The organism is Pantoea coffeiphila (assembly GCF_016909495.1).
GTDB classification, from domain to species: Bacteria; Pseudomonadota; Gammaproteobacteria; order Enterobacterales; family Enterobacteriaceae; genus Erwinia; species Erwinia coffeiphila.
Genome location: NZ_JAFBFW010000002.1, coordinates 626021 through 639430, shown reverse-complemented (window position 1 = coordinate 639430; position 13410 = coordinate 626021). Strand labels below are relative to the sequence as shown.

Genomic DNA, 13410 nt, shown 5'->3' with positions numbered 1-13410 from the left:
CCGGGTTACTCATGGTTAACTAAAGGAGCCAGCTGTTTCGCCATCACATCGGCAATAAACGACTGTGCGGCAGGGGCCGGATGAATACCGTCATCCTGCATCCACTCCGGTTTCAGATACACCTGCTCCATAAAGAACGGCACCAGCGGAATGCTATTGCGCTCCGCCAGCTGCGGATAAATGGCGGCGAAGGATTCGGTATAGCGGCGGCCATAGTTGGCGGGCAGGCGAACCTGCATCAGCAGCGGCTGCGCCCCGGCGGCTTTAACCTGTTTAATGGCGCTGTCCAGATCCTGCTCCAGCTGTTTGGGCGGGAAGCCGCGCAGGCCGTCATTGCCACCCAGTTCAATCAGCACCCAGCGGGGCTGATGCTTTTTCAGCAGAGCGGGCAGACGTGCAACCCCCTGGGCTGCGGTGTCGCCGCTTATGCTACCGTTAATAATAGCGGGTGATTTTTGCCACTTATCATTGAGTAACGCAGGCCATGCGGCACTGGCGGACATGCGGTAACCGGCGCTGAGGCTGTCGCCCAGCACCAGCAGCGTATCCGCCGCCGTCGCGCGCATCGTCATCAAAGCTAACAGCAACAGGAAAGGGTAATGCCAGCGGAAAACATTCTTGAAGTTCATCGTCTTAGTAAGTCCGTCGGTCAGGGTGAGCATCAGCTTTCCATCCTTACCGGAGTTGAGCTGGTTGTCAAACCGGCTGAAACTATCGCCCTGATCGGCGAGTCGGGTTCAGGGAAATCGACGCTGCTCGGCATTCTTGCCGGTCTGGACGACGGCAGCGAAGGGGAAGTGATGATGCTGGGGCAGCCGCTGTATAAAATGGATGAAGAGCAGCGGGCGGAGCTACGGGCGAAAAATGTCGGCTTCGTTTTTCAGGCATTTATGCTGGTGCCCACGCTGAACGCGGTGGAAAACGTACAGCTCCCGGCGCTGCTGCGCGGGGAGAGTGACCGCCAGAGCCGGGAACAGGCGGCGCAGCTGCTCGCCCAGCTCGGGCTTGGTGAGCGGTTGAGCCATCTGCCGGCCCAGCTTTCCGGCGGGGAGCAGCAGCGCGTGGCGCTGGCCCGCGCGTTCAATGGCCGCCCGGCGCTGCTGTTTGCCGATGAACCGACCGGTAACCTCGACCGCAAAACCGGCGATCGTATCGCCGATCTGCTGTTTTCCATGAATCGTGACCTTGGCACCACGCTGGTTCTGGTCACCCACGATGAACAGCTGGCGGCGCGTTGCGATCGTCGCCTGCGGCTGCGCGACGGCAAGCTATGGGAGGAATCATGATCTGGCGCTGGTTCTGGCGTGAGTGGAAATCCCCCTCGCTGCTGATTGTCTGGCTGGCGCTGACGCTGGCGGTGGCCTGCGTGCTGGCGCTGGGATCGCTCAGCGACCGCATGGAGAAAGGCTTAACTCAGCAAAGCCGTGATTTCATGGCGGGCGACCGCACGCTGCGCAGCTCGCGCGAGGTGCCTGCCGAATGGCTTGAGCAGGCGCGCAGCGACGGGCTACAGGTTGGGCGCCAGCTGACCTTTATGACTATGACCTTCGCCGGTGATACCCCGCAGCTGGCGTCTGTGAAAGCGGTGGATGATGCCTATCCGATGTTCGGCCAGCTGGCGACCGAGCCTGCCGGGTTAAAACCGGCGGCGGGAACCGTGCTGGCCGCGCCCCGGCTGCTGGCGCTGCTCGAGCGTAAAAGCGGCGACAATCTTGACGTTGGCGATACCACGCTGCGTATTGCGGGCGAGGTGATTCAGGAACCGGATGCGGGATTCAATCCGTTCCAGACCGCACCGCGCCTGTTAATGAATCTGGCCGACGTGGAAAAAACCGGTGCGGTGCAGCCGGGCAGCCGCCTGAGCTGGCACTATAAATTTGCCGGCAATCCGCAGCAGCTGGCGCGCTTTGACGACTGGATAGCCTCACGCCTGACGCCGGACCAGCGCTGGATCAGCGTGGAAAATTCGGACGATGCGCTGGGTAAATCTATGCAGCGCGCCCAGCAGTTCCTGCTGCTGTCGGCGCTGCTGACGCTGATGCTGGCGATTGCCGCCGTAGCGGTGGCGATGAACCACTACTGCCGTAGCCGCTATGATCTGGTGGCAGTACTGAAAACCCTGGGCGCGAACCGCAAAGCCTTGCGTAAGCTGATTGTCGGGCAGTGGCTGGCCGTACTGCTGCTGGCGGCGATCTGCGGTGGCGTTATCGGTATGGGGTTTGAGGCGCTGCTGCTGCGTATGCTGCGCCCGGTGCTGCCCGGTGAACTCCCGGCTGCCAGCGGCTGGCCGTGGCTGTGGGCGGTAGGCTCGCTATTTGTGATTTCCCTACTGGTTGGACTGCGGCCCTATCGTCTGCTGCTGGCAACCCAGCCGCTGCGCGTGCTGCGGCGCGACGCGGTGGCGAATATCTGGCCGCTGAAAATCTATCTGCCGCTGATGGCGCTGGTGGTGGTGGGGCTGCTGGCGCTTCTGGTTGGCGGCAGCACACTGCTGTGGGCGCTGGTAGCGGGCATTGTGCTGCTGTCGCTGCTATTGGGTGCGATTGGCTGGGGCGGACTGCTGCTGCTCAAGCGCCTGACCCTGCGTAATCTGGCGTTTCGCCTTGCGGTAAATCGTCTGCTGCGGCAGCCGTGGACTACGCTGAGCCAGCTGGCCGCATTTTCGCTGTCGTTTATGCTGCTGGCGCTGCTGCTGGTGATGCGTGGCGATCTGTTGGATCGCTGGCAGCAGCAGCTGCCGCCGGGTAGCCCAAACTATTTCCTGCTGAACCTGACCGAGCAGCAGGTGCCGCAGGTGAAAACCTTCCTTGAACAGCATCAGGTGAAGCCGGAAACCTTCTATCCGGTAGCCCGCGTGCGGCTGACCGGCATCAATCAGCAACCGGTCGATCCGAAGTTGGATGAATCGCTAAACCGCGAGCTGAATCTGACGTGGCAGCGCGATCTGCCGGATCATAATCCGCTCACCGCAGGTACATGGCCTCCAAAAGCGGGTGAAACCTCGATGGAGGAGGAACTGGCGGGAAGGCTGGGCGTGAAGCTGGGCGACACGCTGACCTTTACCGGCGATACCCAGGACTTTACGGCGAAAATTACCAGCCTGCGCAAAGTGGACTGGGAAAGCCTGAAGCCGAACTTCTTCTTTATCTTCCCGCCGGGCGCGTTGGATGCGCAGCCGCAGACCTGGCTGACCAGTTTCCGCCTGGACAATAACAACGCGCTGCTGGTGCAGCTAAACCGCGAGTTTCCGACTCTGAGCCTGCTGGACATCGGCAGCATTCTGCGGCAAATCGGGCAGGTACTGGCGCAGGTGAGCCAGGCGCTGGAAATTATGGTGGTGCTGGTGACCGCCTGCGGCGTGCTGCTGCTGCTGGCACAAATCCAGGTGGGTATGCGCCAGCGGCGTCAGGAGCTGGTGGTCTACCGCACGCTGGGCGCGGGTAAAAAGCTGCTGCGCGGTACGCTGTGGTGCGAATTCGCGCTGCTAGGTGTGGTCTCTGGCGCTGCGGCGGCAATCGGTGCGGAGGCGGCGCTGTGGGGATTACAGCGAAAAGTGTTCGATTTCCCGTGGCAGCCGGATTTCGTGCTGTGGCTGGTGCTGCCGCTGACCGGCGCGCTGCTGCTTTCTCTCTGCGGCGGCTGGTTGGGTATTCGGTTGCTGAAGGGCAGGGCGCTGTTCAGGGGGTATGAGGCGGGGTGAGATCGTTAGGCCAGTAACTGCCAGGCGTGGTGTTCGAGCCTGCCATCTGCCAGGCATGGTGTTCGCGCCGACCGGTGGGTGCCCTGGCCTGGCGGGTCCTCGCGCCGCTGCGCGGTCCCTTCACTTCGCTCGTCAGCTTGTCGGACCAGCGTAGACGGTGCGTCCTGCCCCGGCTACGCTTTTCGGCCGCGTCCATGCGGCCGAATCCTGGCTTCCTCTCTTCGTTCAGCGCTGCGGATGCTGCGGCCCGGACACCCACCGGTCGGCTACCTAAACGTGATGTCGTCTGCATGAAAAGACAGAGACATCTTTCTTATTGTGGGCAGGAGAATTGGATGTACAGGCAGTAACGTTAAACGTCAGCAGCTGCAAGCAGCAACGTTATTAGTCCCGTCCGACACCGATACACCCGACGGCGATCTTCCCGCGGCACAAACCCGACACCGATTAGCCGGATTCAGGGGGTAACAGCCATAAAAAAACGGACCTGAAAAGGTCCGTTTTTTCCAACCAGCAAAGCTCAGCAAAAAGCGATCAGCCCAGCTTCTCAACCGCCCAGGCAATCCCGCTGGCGTACTCTTCCGGCAGCATCGGCACTATCGCATTCAGCGCGTCGCTTAATGCTCCGGTGCTAACGTCAGACAGATTAAGGTGGCCGACCTTACGGCCCGGACGCACTTCTTTATCGTACCAGTGCAGATGCACCAGCGGCTGCTGCAGCCAGTCCAGATTCACGTCAGTACCGATCAGATTCACCATCACCGCCGGGCTGCTGACCACCGGCTTCGGCAGCGGCAGATCGAGGATCGCCCGCAGATGCAGCTCGAACTGGCTAATTGATGCGCCATTCTGCGTCCAGTGGCCGCTGTTGTGTACGCGCGGGGCCAGCTCGTTAATCAGCAGACCTTCCGGCACCACGAAGCACTCCATCGCCATCACGCCGACGTAGTTCAGTTCGTTCATGATGGCTGACAGCATCTGCTCAGCCTGCTGCTGATGGGCAGCATTCACCACCGGCAGCATGACGCTGGTACGCAGAATACCGTCCTGATGCAGGTTATGAGTCAGCGGATAGAATACCGTGCGGCCATCGTGACCGCGTGCGCCTACCAGCGACACTTCGCCGGAGAAGTTAATGCCGCGCTCAACGATGCATTCACCGTAGCACTCTTCCGGCAGTGAGCCGGTTTCGTTCGCGTGCAGGCGCCACTGTCCGCGTCCGTCGTAGCCACCGGTGCGGCGCTTAACGATCGCCAGTTCACCGAGGGTGGTAAACACCTGCGGCCACTGGTCGGCGGAGGAAAGCAACTGCCACGGCGCGGTGGCCAGACCCAGCCGGTCAAGCAGCTGTTTTTGCGTCAGACGGTCAGCCAGCTGGGGGAAAATATCGCGGTTAACAAAGGCGTTATGACCTGCCAGTTCGCGAGTCAGCGCGGTTTCCGGCCAGCGTTCAATTTCAGCGGTAATTACGCTGGCGGCAATCGGCAGCGCTTCCGGTTCCGCATCCAGACCGACCGGATAAACGGCGATCCCCAGCGGTTCTCCCGCCTGGCGCAGCATGCGGCCAAGCTGTCCGTTACCTAATACGCAAACCGGTTTCATGCCTCACCCCGTGGGTCCGGGTTGTTCAGCACTTCATCGGTCTGGGATTGGCGCCATGCCGCCAGACGTGTTGCCAGCTCGGCATCATGCAGGGCAACGATCTGTGCCGCCAGCAGCGCCGAGTTCGCTGCGCCGGCTTTACCAATGGCCAGCGTGCCAACCGGAATACCGCGCGGCATCTGCACGATGGAATAAAGGCTGTCGACGCCGCTCAGTGCCGCGCTCTGTACCGGCACGCCCAGCACCGGAACCAGCGTTTTGGCCGCCAGCATGCCCGGCAGGTGAGCCGCGCCGCCTGCGCCTGCAATGATCACCTGATAACCGTTATCCGCAGCCTGTTCGGCAAAGCTGAACAGCTTGTCCGGGGTACGGTGGGCAGAAACCACTTCACAGTGGAAGGGAACGTCCAGGCTGGTGAGGATTTCCGCTGCAAACTGCATGGTTGCCCAGTCACTTTTGGAACCCATAACAATAGCAATGCGGGCCGGTGCGGCGTTAGATGACATGCGGGGCTGACTCCTGTGATTGTAAAACGTCACCGTAGTAACCCTGGGGCTACCCGATGGGAAGGGCTGAGAGAATAGCATGAGTCAGCGGCAAGGAAAACGGTTGCGTAGCGGATTATCACGCCATCTCAGGGCAAAATTATGATTCAGAACGGGAAGGAAATCAGCGCCGTCTCTTCTGCACTGACTCGGATCATCGATCCCTGCTCGTGCCAGGCACCCAGAACAATTCTTTCGGCCGGGTGACCGTCAACCATCAGCTGATGCACCGCCGGGCGATGGGTGTGGCCGTGGATCAGGATTGGCGCATGATGGCGATGCATTGCTGCTTCAACCGCCTGCTGATTCACGTCCATAATCGCCATATCTTTGCTGCTGTTCGCCTCTTTACTTCCGGCGCGCATTTTCACCGCAATACGCTGACGAATAAATAGCGGCAGGGCGAGGAACAGTTTTTGCAGCCAGGGCTGATGCACTTTGGCTCGGAAACGCAGATAGCCGACATCATCGGTACAGAGCGTATCGCCGTGCATAATCAGCACGCGCTTACCGTAAAGATCCAGCAGTTGCTCTTCCGGCAGCAGAGTCATGCCTGCGGCGTGGGCAAAGCGTTTGCCGACCAGGAAATCGCGGTTACCGTGAATAAAGAAGCAGGGGATGTTGAGCTGGCTCAGAGCCTGAGCGACTTCGGCGTGTAGCGGATTCGGATCGTCGTCGCCGATCCAGGCCTCAAACAAATCGCCAAGAATATAGAGGGCGTCAGCATGCTGCGCTTCCCGGCGTAAAAAATGAAGAAAACCGGCAGTAATTGCCGGTTCCTCAACACACAGATGGATATCTGCGATAAACAGCGTGTGCGACATTATTACTCGCTGACGGTGACTTTCTGGATAATCACGTCGTCTTTTGGCACGTCCTGGTGCATACCGCTGCGGCCGGTAGAAACGGCTTTGATTTTCTCAACCACGTCCATACCTTCAACCACTTCAGCGAACACGCAGTAACCCCAGCCCTGCAGGCTTTCGTCACGGAAGTTCAGGAAGTCGTTGTCGGCAACGTTGATAAAGAACTGTGCGGTAGCAGAGTGCGGTGCCTGAGTACGCGCCATCGCCAGGGTGCCTTTGGTGTTCTTCAGACCGTTGTTCGCTTCGTTGCGGATCTCGTCTTTGGTGTTTTTCTGCTTCATGCCGGGTTCGAAACCGCCGCCCTGAATCATGAAACCGTTAATTACGCGGTGAAAAATGGTGTTGTCGTAGAAACCTTCACGGCAGTACTCCAGGAAGTTTTTTACGGTTGCCGGCGCTTTGTCATCGAAAGTTTTGATTACGATATCGCCGTGGTTAGTCTGGAAAGTGACCATATTTTCATCCTGTCAGGGTTAGAGTATTAAGAATGCGCGTCGGTAGAATGGACAAATGTCCGCTCCGTGCGGCAGACGGGTCTTATATCACAAAATGTGATGGCGAGTCAGCCCTGCTGCATAACATCATCCGCGCTATAGCGATACCTGGCGTAGCGCTGGCATGAAAAATGCGTCAGAATACGGGATTATCATTTTTATCATTAACCCCGCACACGCCTAAAACGGAATGTCTCAATGCTAAAGATTTTCAACACCCTGAGTCGTCAAAAAGAGGAATTTAAACCTATCCATGCCGGTCAAGTTGGCATGTACGTGTGCGGCATTACCGTTTATGACCTCTGTCACATTGGACACGGCAGGACCTTTGTGGCGTTTGACGTGGTGGCTCGCTACCTGCGCTACCTCGGCTATTCACTGAAGTACGTGCGTAACATCACCGATATTGATGACAAAATCATCAAACGTGCCAACGAGAATGGCGAAACGATCGGTGAACTGACCGACCGAATGATTGCCGAAATGCACACCGATTTTGCCGCGCTAAACATTCTGCCGCCGGACCAGGAGCCGCGTGCGACCCGCCATATTGATGAAATCATCGAACTGGTGAGCACGCTGATCGCCCGCGAGCACGCCTATGTCGCCAGCAACGGCGATGTGATGTTCTCTGTAGACAGCGACCCGACCTACGGTTCGCTGTCGCGCCAGGATCTGGAACAGCTGCAGGCCGGTGCGCGCGTGGAAGTGGCGGATGTAAAACGCAACCCGATGGACTTCGTGCTGTGGAAAATGTCCAAGTCCGATGAGCCGGGTTGGGCATCGCCGTGGGGCAACGGCCGTCCGGGCTGGCACATTGAGTGCTCGGCGATGAACTGCAAACAGCTTGGCCATCACTTTGATATTCACGGCGGCGGTTCCGATCTGATGTTCCCGCACCATGAAAACGAAATCGCCCAGTCCACCTGCGCCCATGACGGCCCGTATGTGAACTACTGGATGCACTCCGGCATGGTGATGGTTGACCGCGAGAAGATGTCAAAATCGCTGAACAACTTCTTTACCGTGCGCGACGTGCTGGCGCACTACGACGCGGAAACCGTGCGTTACTTCCTGATGTCCGGCCACTATCGCAGCCAGCTGAACTACGGCGAAGATAACCTGAACCAGGCGCGCGCTGCGCTGGAACGCCTCTACACCTCGCTGCGTAATACCGATGCGTCGGCAGCGCCTGCCGGTGGCGAAGCGTTTGAGGCCCGCTTCCGCGAGGCGATGGATGACGATTTCAACACGCCGGAAGCCTACTCAGCGCTGTTCGACCTGGCGCGTGAGGTTAACCGCCTGAAGTCAGAAGATAAAACCGCCGCCGATGCGCTGGCTGCCCGTTTGCGCCAGCTGGCAGGTGTGCTTGGCCTGCTGGAGCAGGACCCTGAACTGTTCCTGCAAAGCGGTGCGCAGAGCAGCGATGATGAAGTGGCGGAGATCGAAGCGCTGATTAAAATGCGCAACGATGCGCGTAAAGAGAAAAACTGGGCGCAGGCCGATGTGGCCCGCGACAAGCTGAATGAGCTGGGCATTATCCTCGAGGATGGCCCTGCCGGTACCAGCTGGCGCCGTAAGTAACCCCTCACTCCGGGCCAGCAATCGCTGGCCCGTTTCATTTAGGGATGTGTGAATATGATCCGTCAGTTTGCCCTCACTAACTATCGCTCCATCCGCCATCTTGAGTTTGAACTCGGCCAGCTGAATGTCATCAGTGGTCCCAACGGCTGCGGCAAATCCAATCTGTATAAAGCGGTGCGTTTGCTGCACGAAGCGGCGTGCGAACGCCTGTCGCTGGGGCTGGCGCAGGACGGTGGCATTCAGAAGGCGATGTGGGCGGGTGGAAAGCGGCCGGGTGAACGCAACAGCGAACTCAAACGCATGGTGCTGGCGGTTGAGATGAGCGACTTCGACTATCAGCTGGAAATTGGTTTTCCCGAGCCGCTGATCAGCCTGTTTAACCTTGACCCGCTGGTGAAAAAAGAACAGCTGTGGCTGAGCGGCCAGCGACGCCGCCGATCGGCGCAGCTGCTGGAGCGCAACAACCAGACTGCGTTTTTGCAAAATATCGAGGGTGAAAGAGTGGCTTATCCGGCCTCACTGCACGCGGAAGAGTCGGTGTTTGCTCAGCTGGCGGAACCGCATCTTTACCCGGAGGTGTCGCAGGTGCGCGAAAGCCTGCGCGGCTGGCGTTTCTACCACGAATTTGCCGTGTGGCCGGGCAGTGCGCTGCGCGCGCCGCAGGTGGGCATTCGCTCACCGGTACTGGCCCACGACGGCAGCAACCTGGCCGCCGCCTTTGAAACCATTCGCGAACGCGGGCACAGCGAGCTGCTGTTTTCGATCCTTGAACGGGCGTTTCCCGACAGTCGTTTTGAAGTGGACGCACAGGGCGGGCGTTTTCAGCTGTTGATGCATCGCCAGGGTATTCTGCGGCCGCTGGAGTCTGCCGAATTGTCCGACGGCACGCTGCGCTTTCTCTGCCTGGTGGTGGCGCTGCTCAGCCCGCGTCCTCCCGCTTTTATGGCGCTTAACGAACCGGAAAACAGCCTGCATCCCGATCTGCTGCCCGCGCTCGCTGAGCTGATTGCCGAAGCCAGCCGCTACAGCCAGCTGTGGGTGACCAGCCATTCGCCGCTGCTGGCACAGCTGATTGCTGAACATGCCGAGGTGCGCCATTACCAATTGGGCCAGGTGGATGGCGCAACGGTGATAAGCGATACCGCCGTTTGAGCGGCATCGTTCAGGTTAGCTGGCTTTAGCCGCCCGGCTGGCGCTGTAGATTGCCAGCAGCGGTGCCAGCGCCAGCACGCCAAACAGCACCCGCGAAGCGCTGATTGCCCCCTCGGTGCCGCCCGGCACGTTCAGCCCGCCCATATTCGCCAGCATGCCGGAGAGTGCAGCGCCCAGCGCGGTAGCGAATAGCTGTACGGTAGAAATCGAGGTGGCGGCGGCGTCCTGATCTTCTGCAGGCGTTACCTCCAGCACCCGGGTCAGCAGATGCGGCCAGCCGATACCAATCCCGAAGCCTACCAGCAGCAGCGCCAGCGAGATCGCCACCAGCAGCGTGATGCCCTCGGCGATCTGTACCGGAATCGCCAGCGCCAGCATTACCATCCCGGCCAGCACCAGCACCGGGCCAATAACAATCGCCAGCGTAATACGTTTGCCCTGCCAGCCGGAGCTCCAGACCTCGGCCAGCGTCCAGCCGGCCGCCATCAGCGCCGCCAGATAGCCCGACATCAGCGGAGACTGGCCGTGCAGGTGCTGCAGGAAGTAGGGCACGAAGGTTTCACTGGTCATGCCGACCACCAGCAGGCCGATGGTCAGATACAGCATCAGCAGCGGTGAATGAAGGCGCAGCGCATTGCGCGGCAGCAGGCCAGCGTCGCCTTTCAGTTCACGACGTACCAGTATCGCCACCAGAATCACCGCCACGCCAACCCCGAGCAGGTTATAGCTCAGATCCGCTTCGGTACTGCCGAGGCTGATGGCCAGCACCGCCGCCGTCAGCAGCAGCAGCTGGATACCCGGCAGCGGCGCGGCAGGCCCGCGATCCTGAGCATCGGCGGGCAGCGCACGCCAGATAAGCCAGGCGTACAGCAGCGACACCGGAACAAGAAAGCCAAATGCCATCCGCCAGGCGTTGATATCGGCAAAGATACCGCCGATCGCCGGGCCAACCAGCGTGGCAACGCCCCACATGCCCGACACCAGCGCAAAGGCACGCGGCCACAGCGACTTCTCAAATACTTCGTAGATCATCGCGTAGCCCAGCGCGAACAGGAAACCGCCGCCCAGCCCCTGCACGGTACGGCCCAGCAGCATCACCAGCATCGACGGTGCCAGGGCGCACAGCAGGCTGCCAGCAAGGAACAGCGTGATGGCAATCATATAAGCACCGCGTGCACCGGTGCGGTTCAGCGTGCGGCTGGTCAGTGCCGAACCGAGTATCGAGGCAACCACGAACAGCGTAGTGTTCCACGCATACAGATTCAGCCCGCCGATCTCCTGAACGACCGACGGCAGCACGGTGGTGGCGATATAGATATTGATGGCGTGCAGCGCAACGCCGCCGGAAAGTGCAGCCGAGCGTGCGGCATTCTGACCGGAGAGCAGATCTCCCCAGTTCCCTTCATGCGATGACATAGTGACTCCGTGAGGCATAATGGTTATTCGCTCAGATGTTGTCGGCCGCACAGCTCTGAGGTAAATTAATAAAACAAGAAAACACTTGGAATATTAGTGGGGGTATAAAAATCTTGTCAACGGAACCTTCACATGAAGAGCACTTATCGACATCACAGCGGCTGCTTCATCTGCTGAAAACCCGTGGTCCACAGCAGGCTGCTGAAGCGGGAAAGGTGTTGGGAATAACCGCAGAAGCCGCGCGCCAGCAGTTCAACAAGCTGGCAGCGGAGGGGCTGGTTGCCGCCTTCTCTAAATCGCGCGGTGTGGGCCGCCCTTCGCAGTTCTGGCAGCTGACGGCGGAAGGGCAGAAGCAGTTTCCGGATACTCACCCCGAACTGACCGTCCAGCTGCTGGAGATCGTCAGAGAAACGTTTGGCGAGCAGGGAATCGATCTGCTGATTGAAAAGCGCGAGAAGAAAACCCGCGAGTTTTATCGGCACGAACTGGCTGCGCTTGGCGGTTTAACCGAACGCGTTGCGCGGCTGGCGGAGATCCGTTCTGCCGAAGGCTATATGGCGGAGTATGAGGTGCTGGATGATGGCAGCCTGCTGCTGATTGAGAACCACTGTCCTATCTGCGCGGCGGCAACGGTCTGTCAGGGATTTTGCCGGGCGGAACAGGCCATCTTTAGCGAAGTGCTGCACGCCGACGTGGTACGCGTTGAGCATATTCTCAGCCAGGCGCGTCGCTGCGCCTATCGGGTACAGCCGTGTAGCGAGTAGCTGTAGGGGACAACCGGCCTGCGTAGTGCAGGCCGGTTAAAGGGGATTATTTCGCCCCGGTAAAATCAATCACCATACGGCCAACGATAGTGCCGCTTTCCATTTCGTGGAAGATAGTGTTGATATCTTCCAGCGGACGGCGGGTGACCTTCGGCAACACTTTACCTTCGGCAGCAAACTGGAAGGCTTCGGCCAGATCTTCTCGCGTGCCAACCAGCGATCCCACCACCTGAATACCGTCCAGCACCAGGCGCGGAATATTCAGGCTCATCGACTCCGGCGGTAGGCCAACGGCCACGATACGCCCACCGGCGCGCATGGCGTCTACCGCTGAGTTAAAGGCCGCTTTAGCAACGGCAGTCACTACCGCCGCATGAGCGCCGCCCACGCGTTCCTGAATCAGTTTTGCCGCGTCTTCATTGCGTGAGTTGATCACCATATCCGCGCCCATATCTTTGGCGAACTGCAGCTGCGAATCGTTGACGTCAACGGCAATCACCTTCGCGTTAAAGACGTTTTTAGCGTACTGCAGCGCCAGGTTGCCCAGACCGCCAAGGCCGTAGATCACCAGCCATTTACCCGGTGCAATACCGGAGACTTTCACTGCTTTATAGGTGGTAACCCCGGCGCAGGTCACGCTGCTTGCCGCCGCGGAGTCCAGGCCATCCGGCACTTTGACCGCGTAGTCCGCCACCACGATGCACTCTTCCGCCATGCCGCCGTCGGCGGTGTAGCCTGCGTTAACCACGTCACGGCACAGGGTTTCATTACCGCTGTTGCAGTACTCACAGTGGCCGCAGCCCTTGAAGAACCAGGCTACGCTGGCGCGATCGCCGGGCTTCAGCGAGGTGACGCCCGGACCGATTTCCTTGACGACGCCCACGCCTTCGTGGCCAAGAATCACACCGGTTTTATCACCGAAATCACCATTTTTAACATGCAGGTCGGTATGGCACACGCCACAGCAATCCATTTTTAACAGGGCTTCGCCGTGCTTGAGTGGGCGGAGGGTTTTTTCAACAACGTTCACTTTGTGATCGTGAGTGACTACAGCAGCTTTCATGCTTTACCTCTTCCGTTTAACAGGGGATAAGGGAGGGTAACGCCTGCTGTCGGTAATTTATTGATATGAATCAACTATCAACGGAGTAATCATTTGTGGGTAGGAGAATGGAGAAATCTTGAGCAGGTTGCCGTAATACAGAGCATCGGCTGTTTACATCGGCATAAAAAAGCCGCTATCCCGAAGAATGGCGGCTTAAGCTGACAAACAGACGTGTTCTCGGC

At 59.2% G+C, this 13410-nt stretch carries 12 protein-coding genes; 5 read left to right on the top strand and 7 right to left on the bottom strand.

Features of this window, described 5'->3' with window-relative positions:
• Window positions 1-5: 5 nt before the first annotated feature.
• Window positions 6-629, bottom strand: a complete 624-nt coding sequence (gene tesA / locus JOE09_RS08660; protein WP_146114103.1) for a multifunctional acyl-CoA thioesterase I/protease I/lysophospholipase L1 — start codon at window positions 627-629, stop codon at window positions 6-8.
• Here tesA and ybbA point away from each other — a divergent pair.
• On the top strand, window positions 600-1286 hold the full coding sequence (gene ybbA, locus JOE09_RS08655; protein WP_205065486.1) for a putative ABC transporter ATP-binding protein YbbA: 687 nt from the start codon (window positions 600-602) through the stop codon (window positions 1284-1286). The two genes, tesA and ybbA, sit on opposite strands and share 30 nt — an antisense overlap.
• On the top strand, window positions 1283-3700 hold the full coding sequence (gene ybbP / locus JOE09_RS08650; protein WP_205065485.1) for a putative ABC transporter permease subunit YbbP: 2418 nt from the start codon (window positions 1283-1285) through the stop codon (window positions 3698-3700). Before ybbA ends, ybbP begins: the two co-directional genes overlap by 4 nt.
• 534 nt (window positions 3701-4234) lie before the next feature.
• On the opposite strand, the gene purK is transcribed toward ybbP, so the two are convergent.
• From purK to ppiB, 4 genes are all read right to left on the bottom strand, one after another.
• Window positions 4235-5302: a 5-(carboxyamino)imidazole ribonucleotide synthase gene (gene purK / locus JOE09_RS08645; protein ID WP_205065484.1), complete on the bottom strand. Its 1068-nt coding sequence runs from the start codon at window positions 5300-5302 to the stop codon at window positions 4235-4237.
• Entirely contained in the window at window positions 5299-5808 is a 510-nt protein-coding gene (gene purE, locus JOE09_RS08640; RefSeq protein ID WP_205065483.1) for a 5-(carboxyamino)imidazole ribonucleotide mutase, read from the bottom strand. The genes purK and purE overlap by 4 nt, the downstream gene beginning before the upstream one ends.
• Before the next feature lie 146 nt (window positions 5809-5954).
• Window positions 5955-6671, bottom strand: a complete 717-nt coding sequence (lpxH, locus tag JOE09_RS08635) for a UDP-2,3-diacylglucosamine diphosphatase (protein ID WP_205065482.1) — start codon at window positions 6669-6671, stop codon at window positions 5955-5957.
• A 2-nt stretch (window positions 6672-6673) separates the two neighbouring features.
• Window positions 6674-7168, bottom strand: coding sequence for a peptidylprolyl isomerase B (gene ppiB / locus JOE09_RS08630; protein WP_105590887.1), 495 nt, complete (start codon window positions 7166-7168; stop codon window positions 6674-6676).
• A gap of 237 nt (window positions 7169-7405) precedes the next feature.
• Here ppiB and cysS point away from each other — a divergent pair, with 237 nt between their 5' ends.
• Window positions 7406-8791: a cysteine--tRNA ligase gene (gene cysS / locus JOE09_RS08625; protein ID WP_205065481.1), complete on the top strand. Its 1386-nt coding sequence runs from the start codon at window positions 7406-7408 to the stop codon at window positions 8789-8791.
• Between the two features lie 54 nt (window positions 8792-8845).
• Entirely contained in the window at window positions 8846-9943 is a 1098-nt protein-coding gene (locus tag JOE09_RS08620) for an AAA family ATPase (protein WP_205065480.1), read from the top strand.
• A gap of 15 nt (window positions 9944-9958) precedes the next feature.
• On the opposite strand, the gene JOE09_RS08615 is transcribed toward JOE09_RS08620, so the two are convergent.
• Window positions 9959-11359: an MFS transporter gene (locus tag JOE09_RS08615; protein WP_205065479.1), complete on the bottom strand. Its 1401-nt coding sequence runs from the start codon at window positions 11357-11359 to the stop codon at window positions 9959-9961.
• A 113-nt stretch (window positions 11360-11472) separates the two neighbouring features.
• Here JOE09_RS08615 and JOE09_RS08610 point away from each other — a divergent pair, with 113 nt between their 5' ends.
• The gene (locus JOE09_RS08610; protein ID WP_239552996.1) at window positions 11473-12123 is read left to right on the top strand and encodes a helix-turn-helix transcriptional regulator; all 651 of its coding nucleotides are present in this window, start codon (window positions 11473-11475) and stop codon (window positions 12121-12123) included.
• Between the two features lie 46 nt (window positions 12124-12169).
• Here the strand turns inward: JOE09_RS08610 and adhP are convergent, their stop codons facing one another.
• Window positions 12170-13186, bottom strand: a complete 1017-nt coding sequence (gene adhP, locus JOE09_RS08605) for an alcohol dehydrogenase AdhP (RefSeq protein ID WP_105590892.1) — start codon at window positions 13184-13186, stop codon at window positions 12170-12172.
• Between the last annotated feature and the right edge of the window lie 224 nt (window positions 13187-13410).

Bases quoted from the DNA above. Each gene is read 5' to 3' on its own strand.
- ybbA (WP_205065486.1), top strand. From the start codon at position 600: ATGCCAGCGGAAAACATTCTTGAAGTTCATCGTCTTAGTAAGTCCGTC.
- tesA (WP_146114103.1), bottom strand. From the start codon at position 629: ATGAACTTCAAGAATGTTTTCCGCTGGCATTACCCTTTCCTGTTGCTG.
- ybbP (WP_205065485.1), top strand. From the start codon at position 1,283: ATGATCTGGCGCTGGTTCTGGCGTGAGTGGAAATCCCCCTCGCTGCTG.
- purK (WP_205065484.1), bottom strand. From the start codon at position 5,302: ATGAAACCGGTTTGCGTATTAGGTAACGGACAGCTTGGCCGCATGCTG.
- purE (WP_205065483.1), bottom strand. From the start codon at position 5,808: ATGTCATCTAACGCCGCACCGGCCCGCATTGCTATTGTTATGGGTTCC.
- lpxH (WP_205065482.1), bottom strand. From the start codon at position 6,671: ATGTCGCACACGCTGTTTATCGCAGATATCCATCTGTGTGTTGAGGAA.
- ppiB (WP_105590887.1), bottom strand. From the start codon at position 7,168: ATGGTCACTTTCCAGACTAACCACGGCGATATCGTAATCAAAACTTTC.
- cysS (WP_205065481.1), top strand. From the start codon at position 7,406: ATGCTAAAGATTTTCAACACCCTGAGTCGTCAAAAAGAGGAATTTAAA.
- JOE09_RS08620 (WP_205065480.1), top strand. From the start codon at position 8,846: ATGATCCGTCAGTTTGCCCTCACTAACTATCGCTCCATCCGCCATCTT.
- JOE09_RS08615 (WP_205065479.1), bottom strand. From the start codon at position 11,359: ATGTCATCGCATGAAGGGAACTGGGGAGATCTGCTCTCCGGTCAGAAT.
- adhP (WP_105590892.1), bottom strand. From the start codon at position 13,186: ATGAAAGCTGCTGTAGTCACTCACGATCACAAAGTGAACGTTGTTGAA.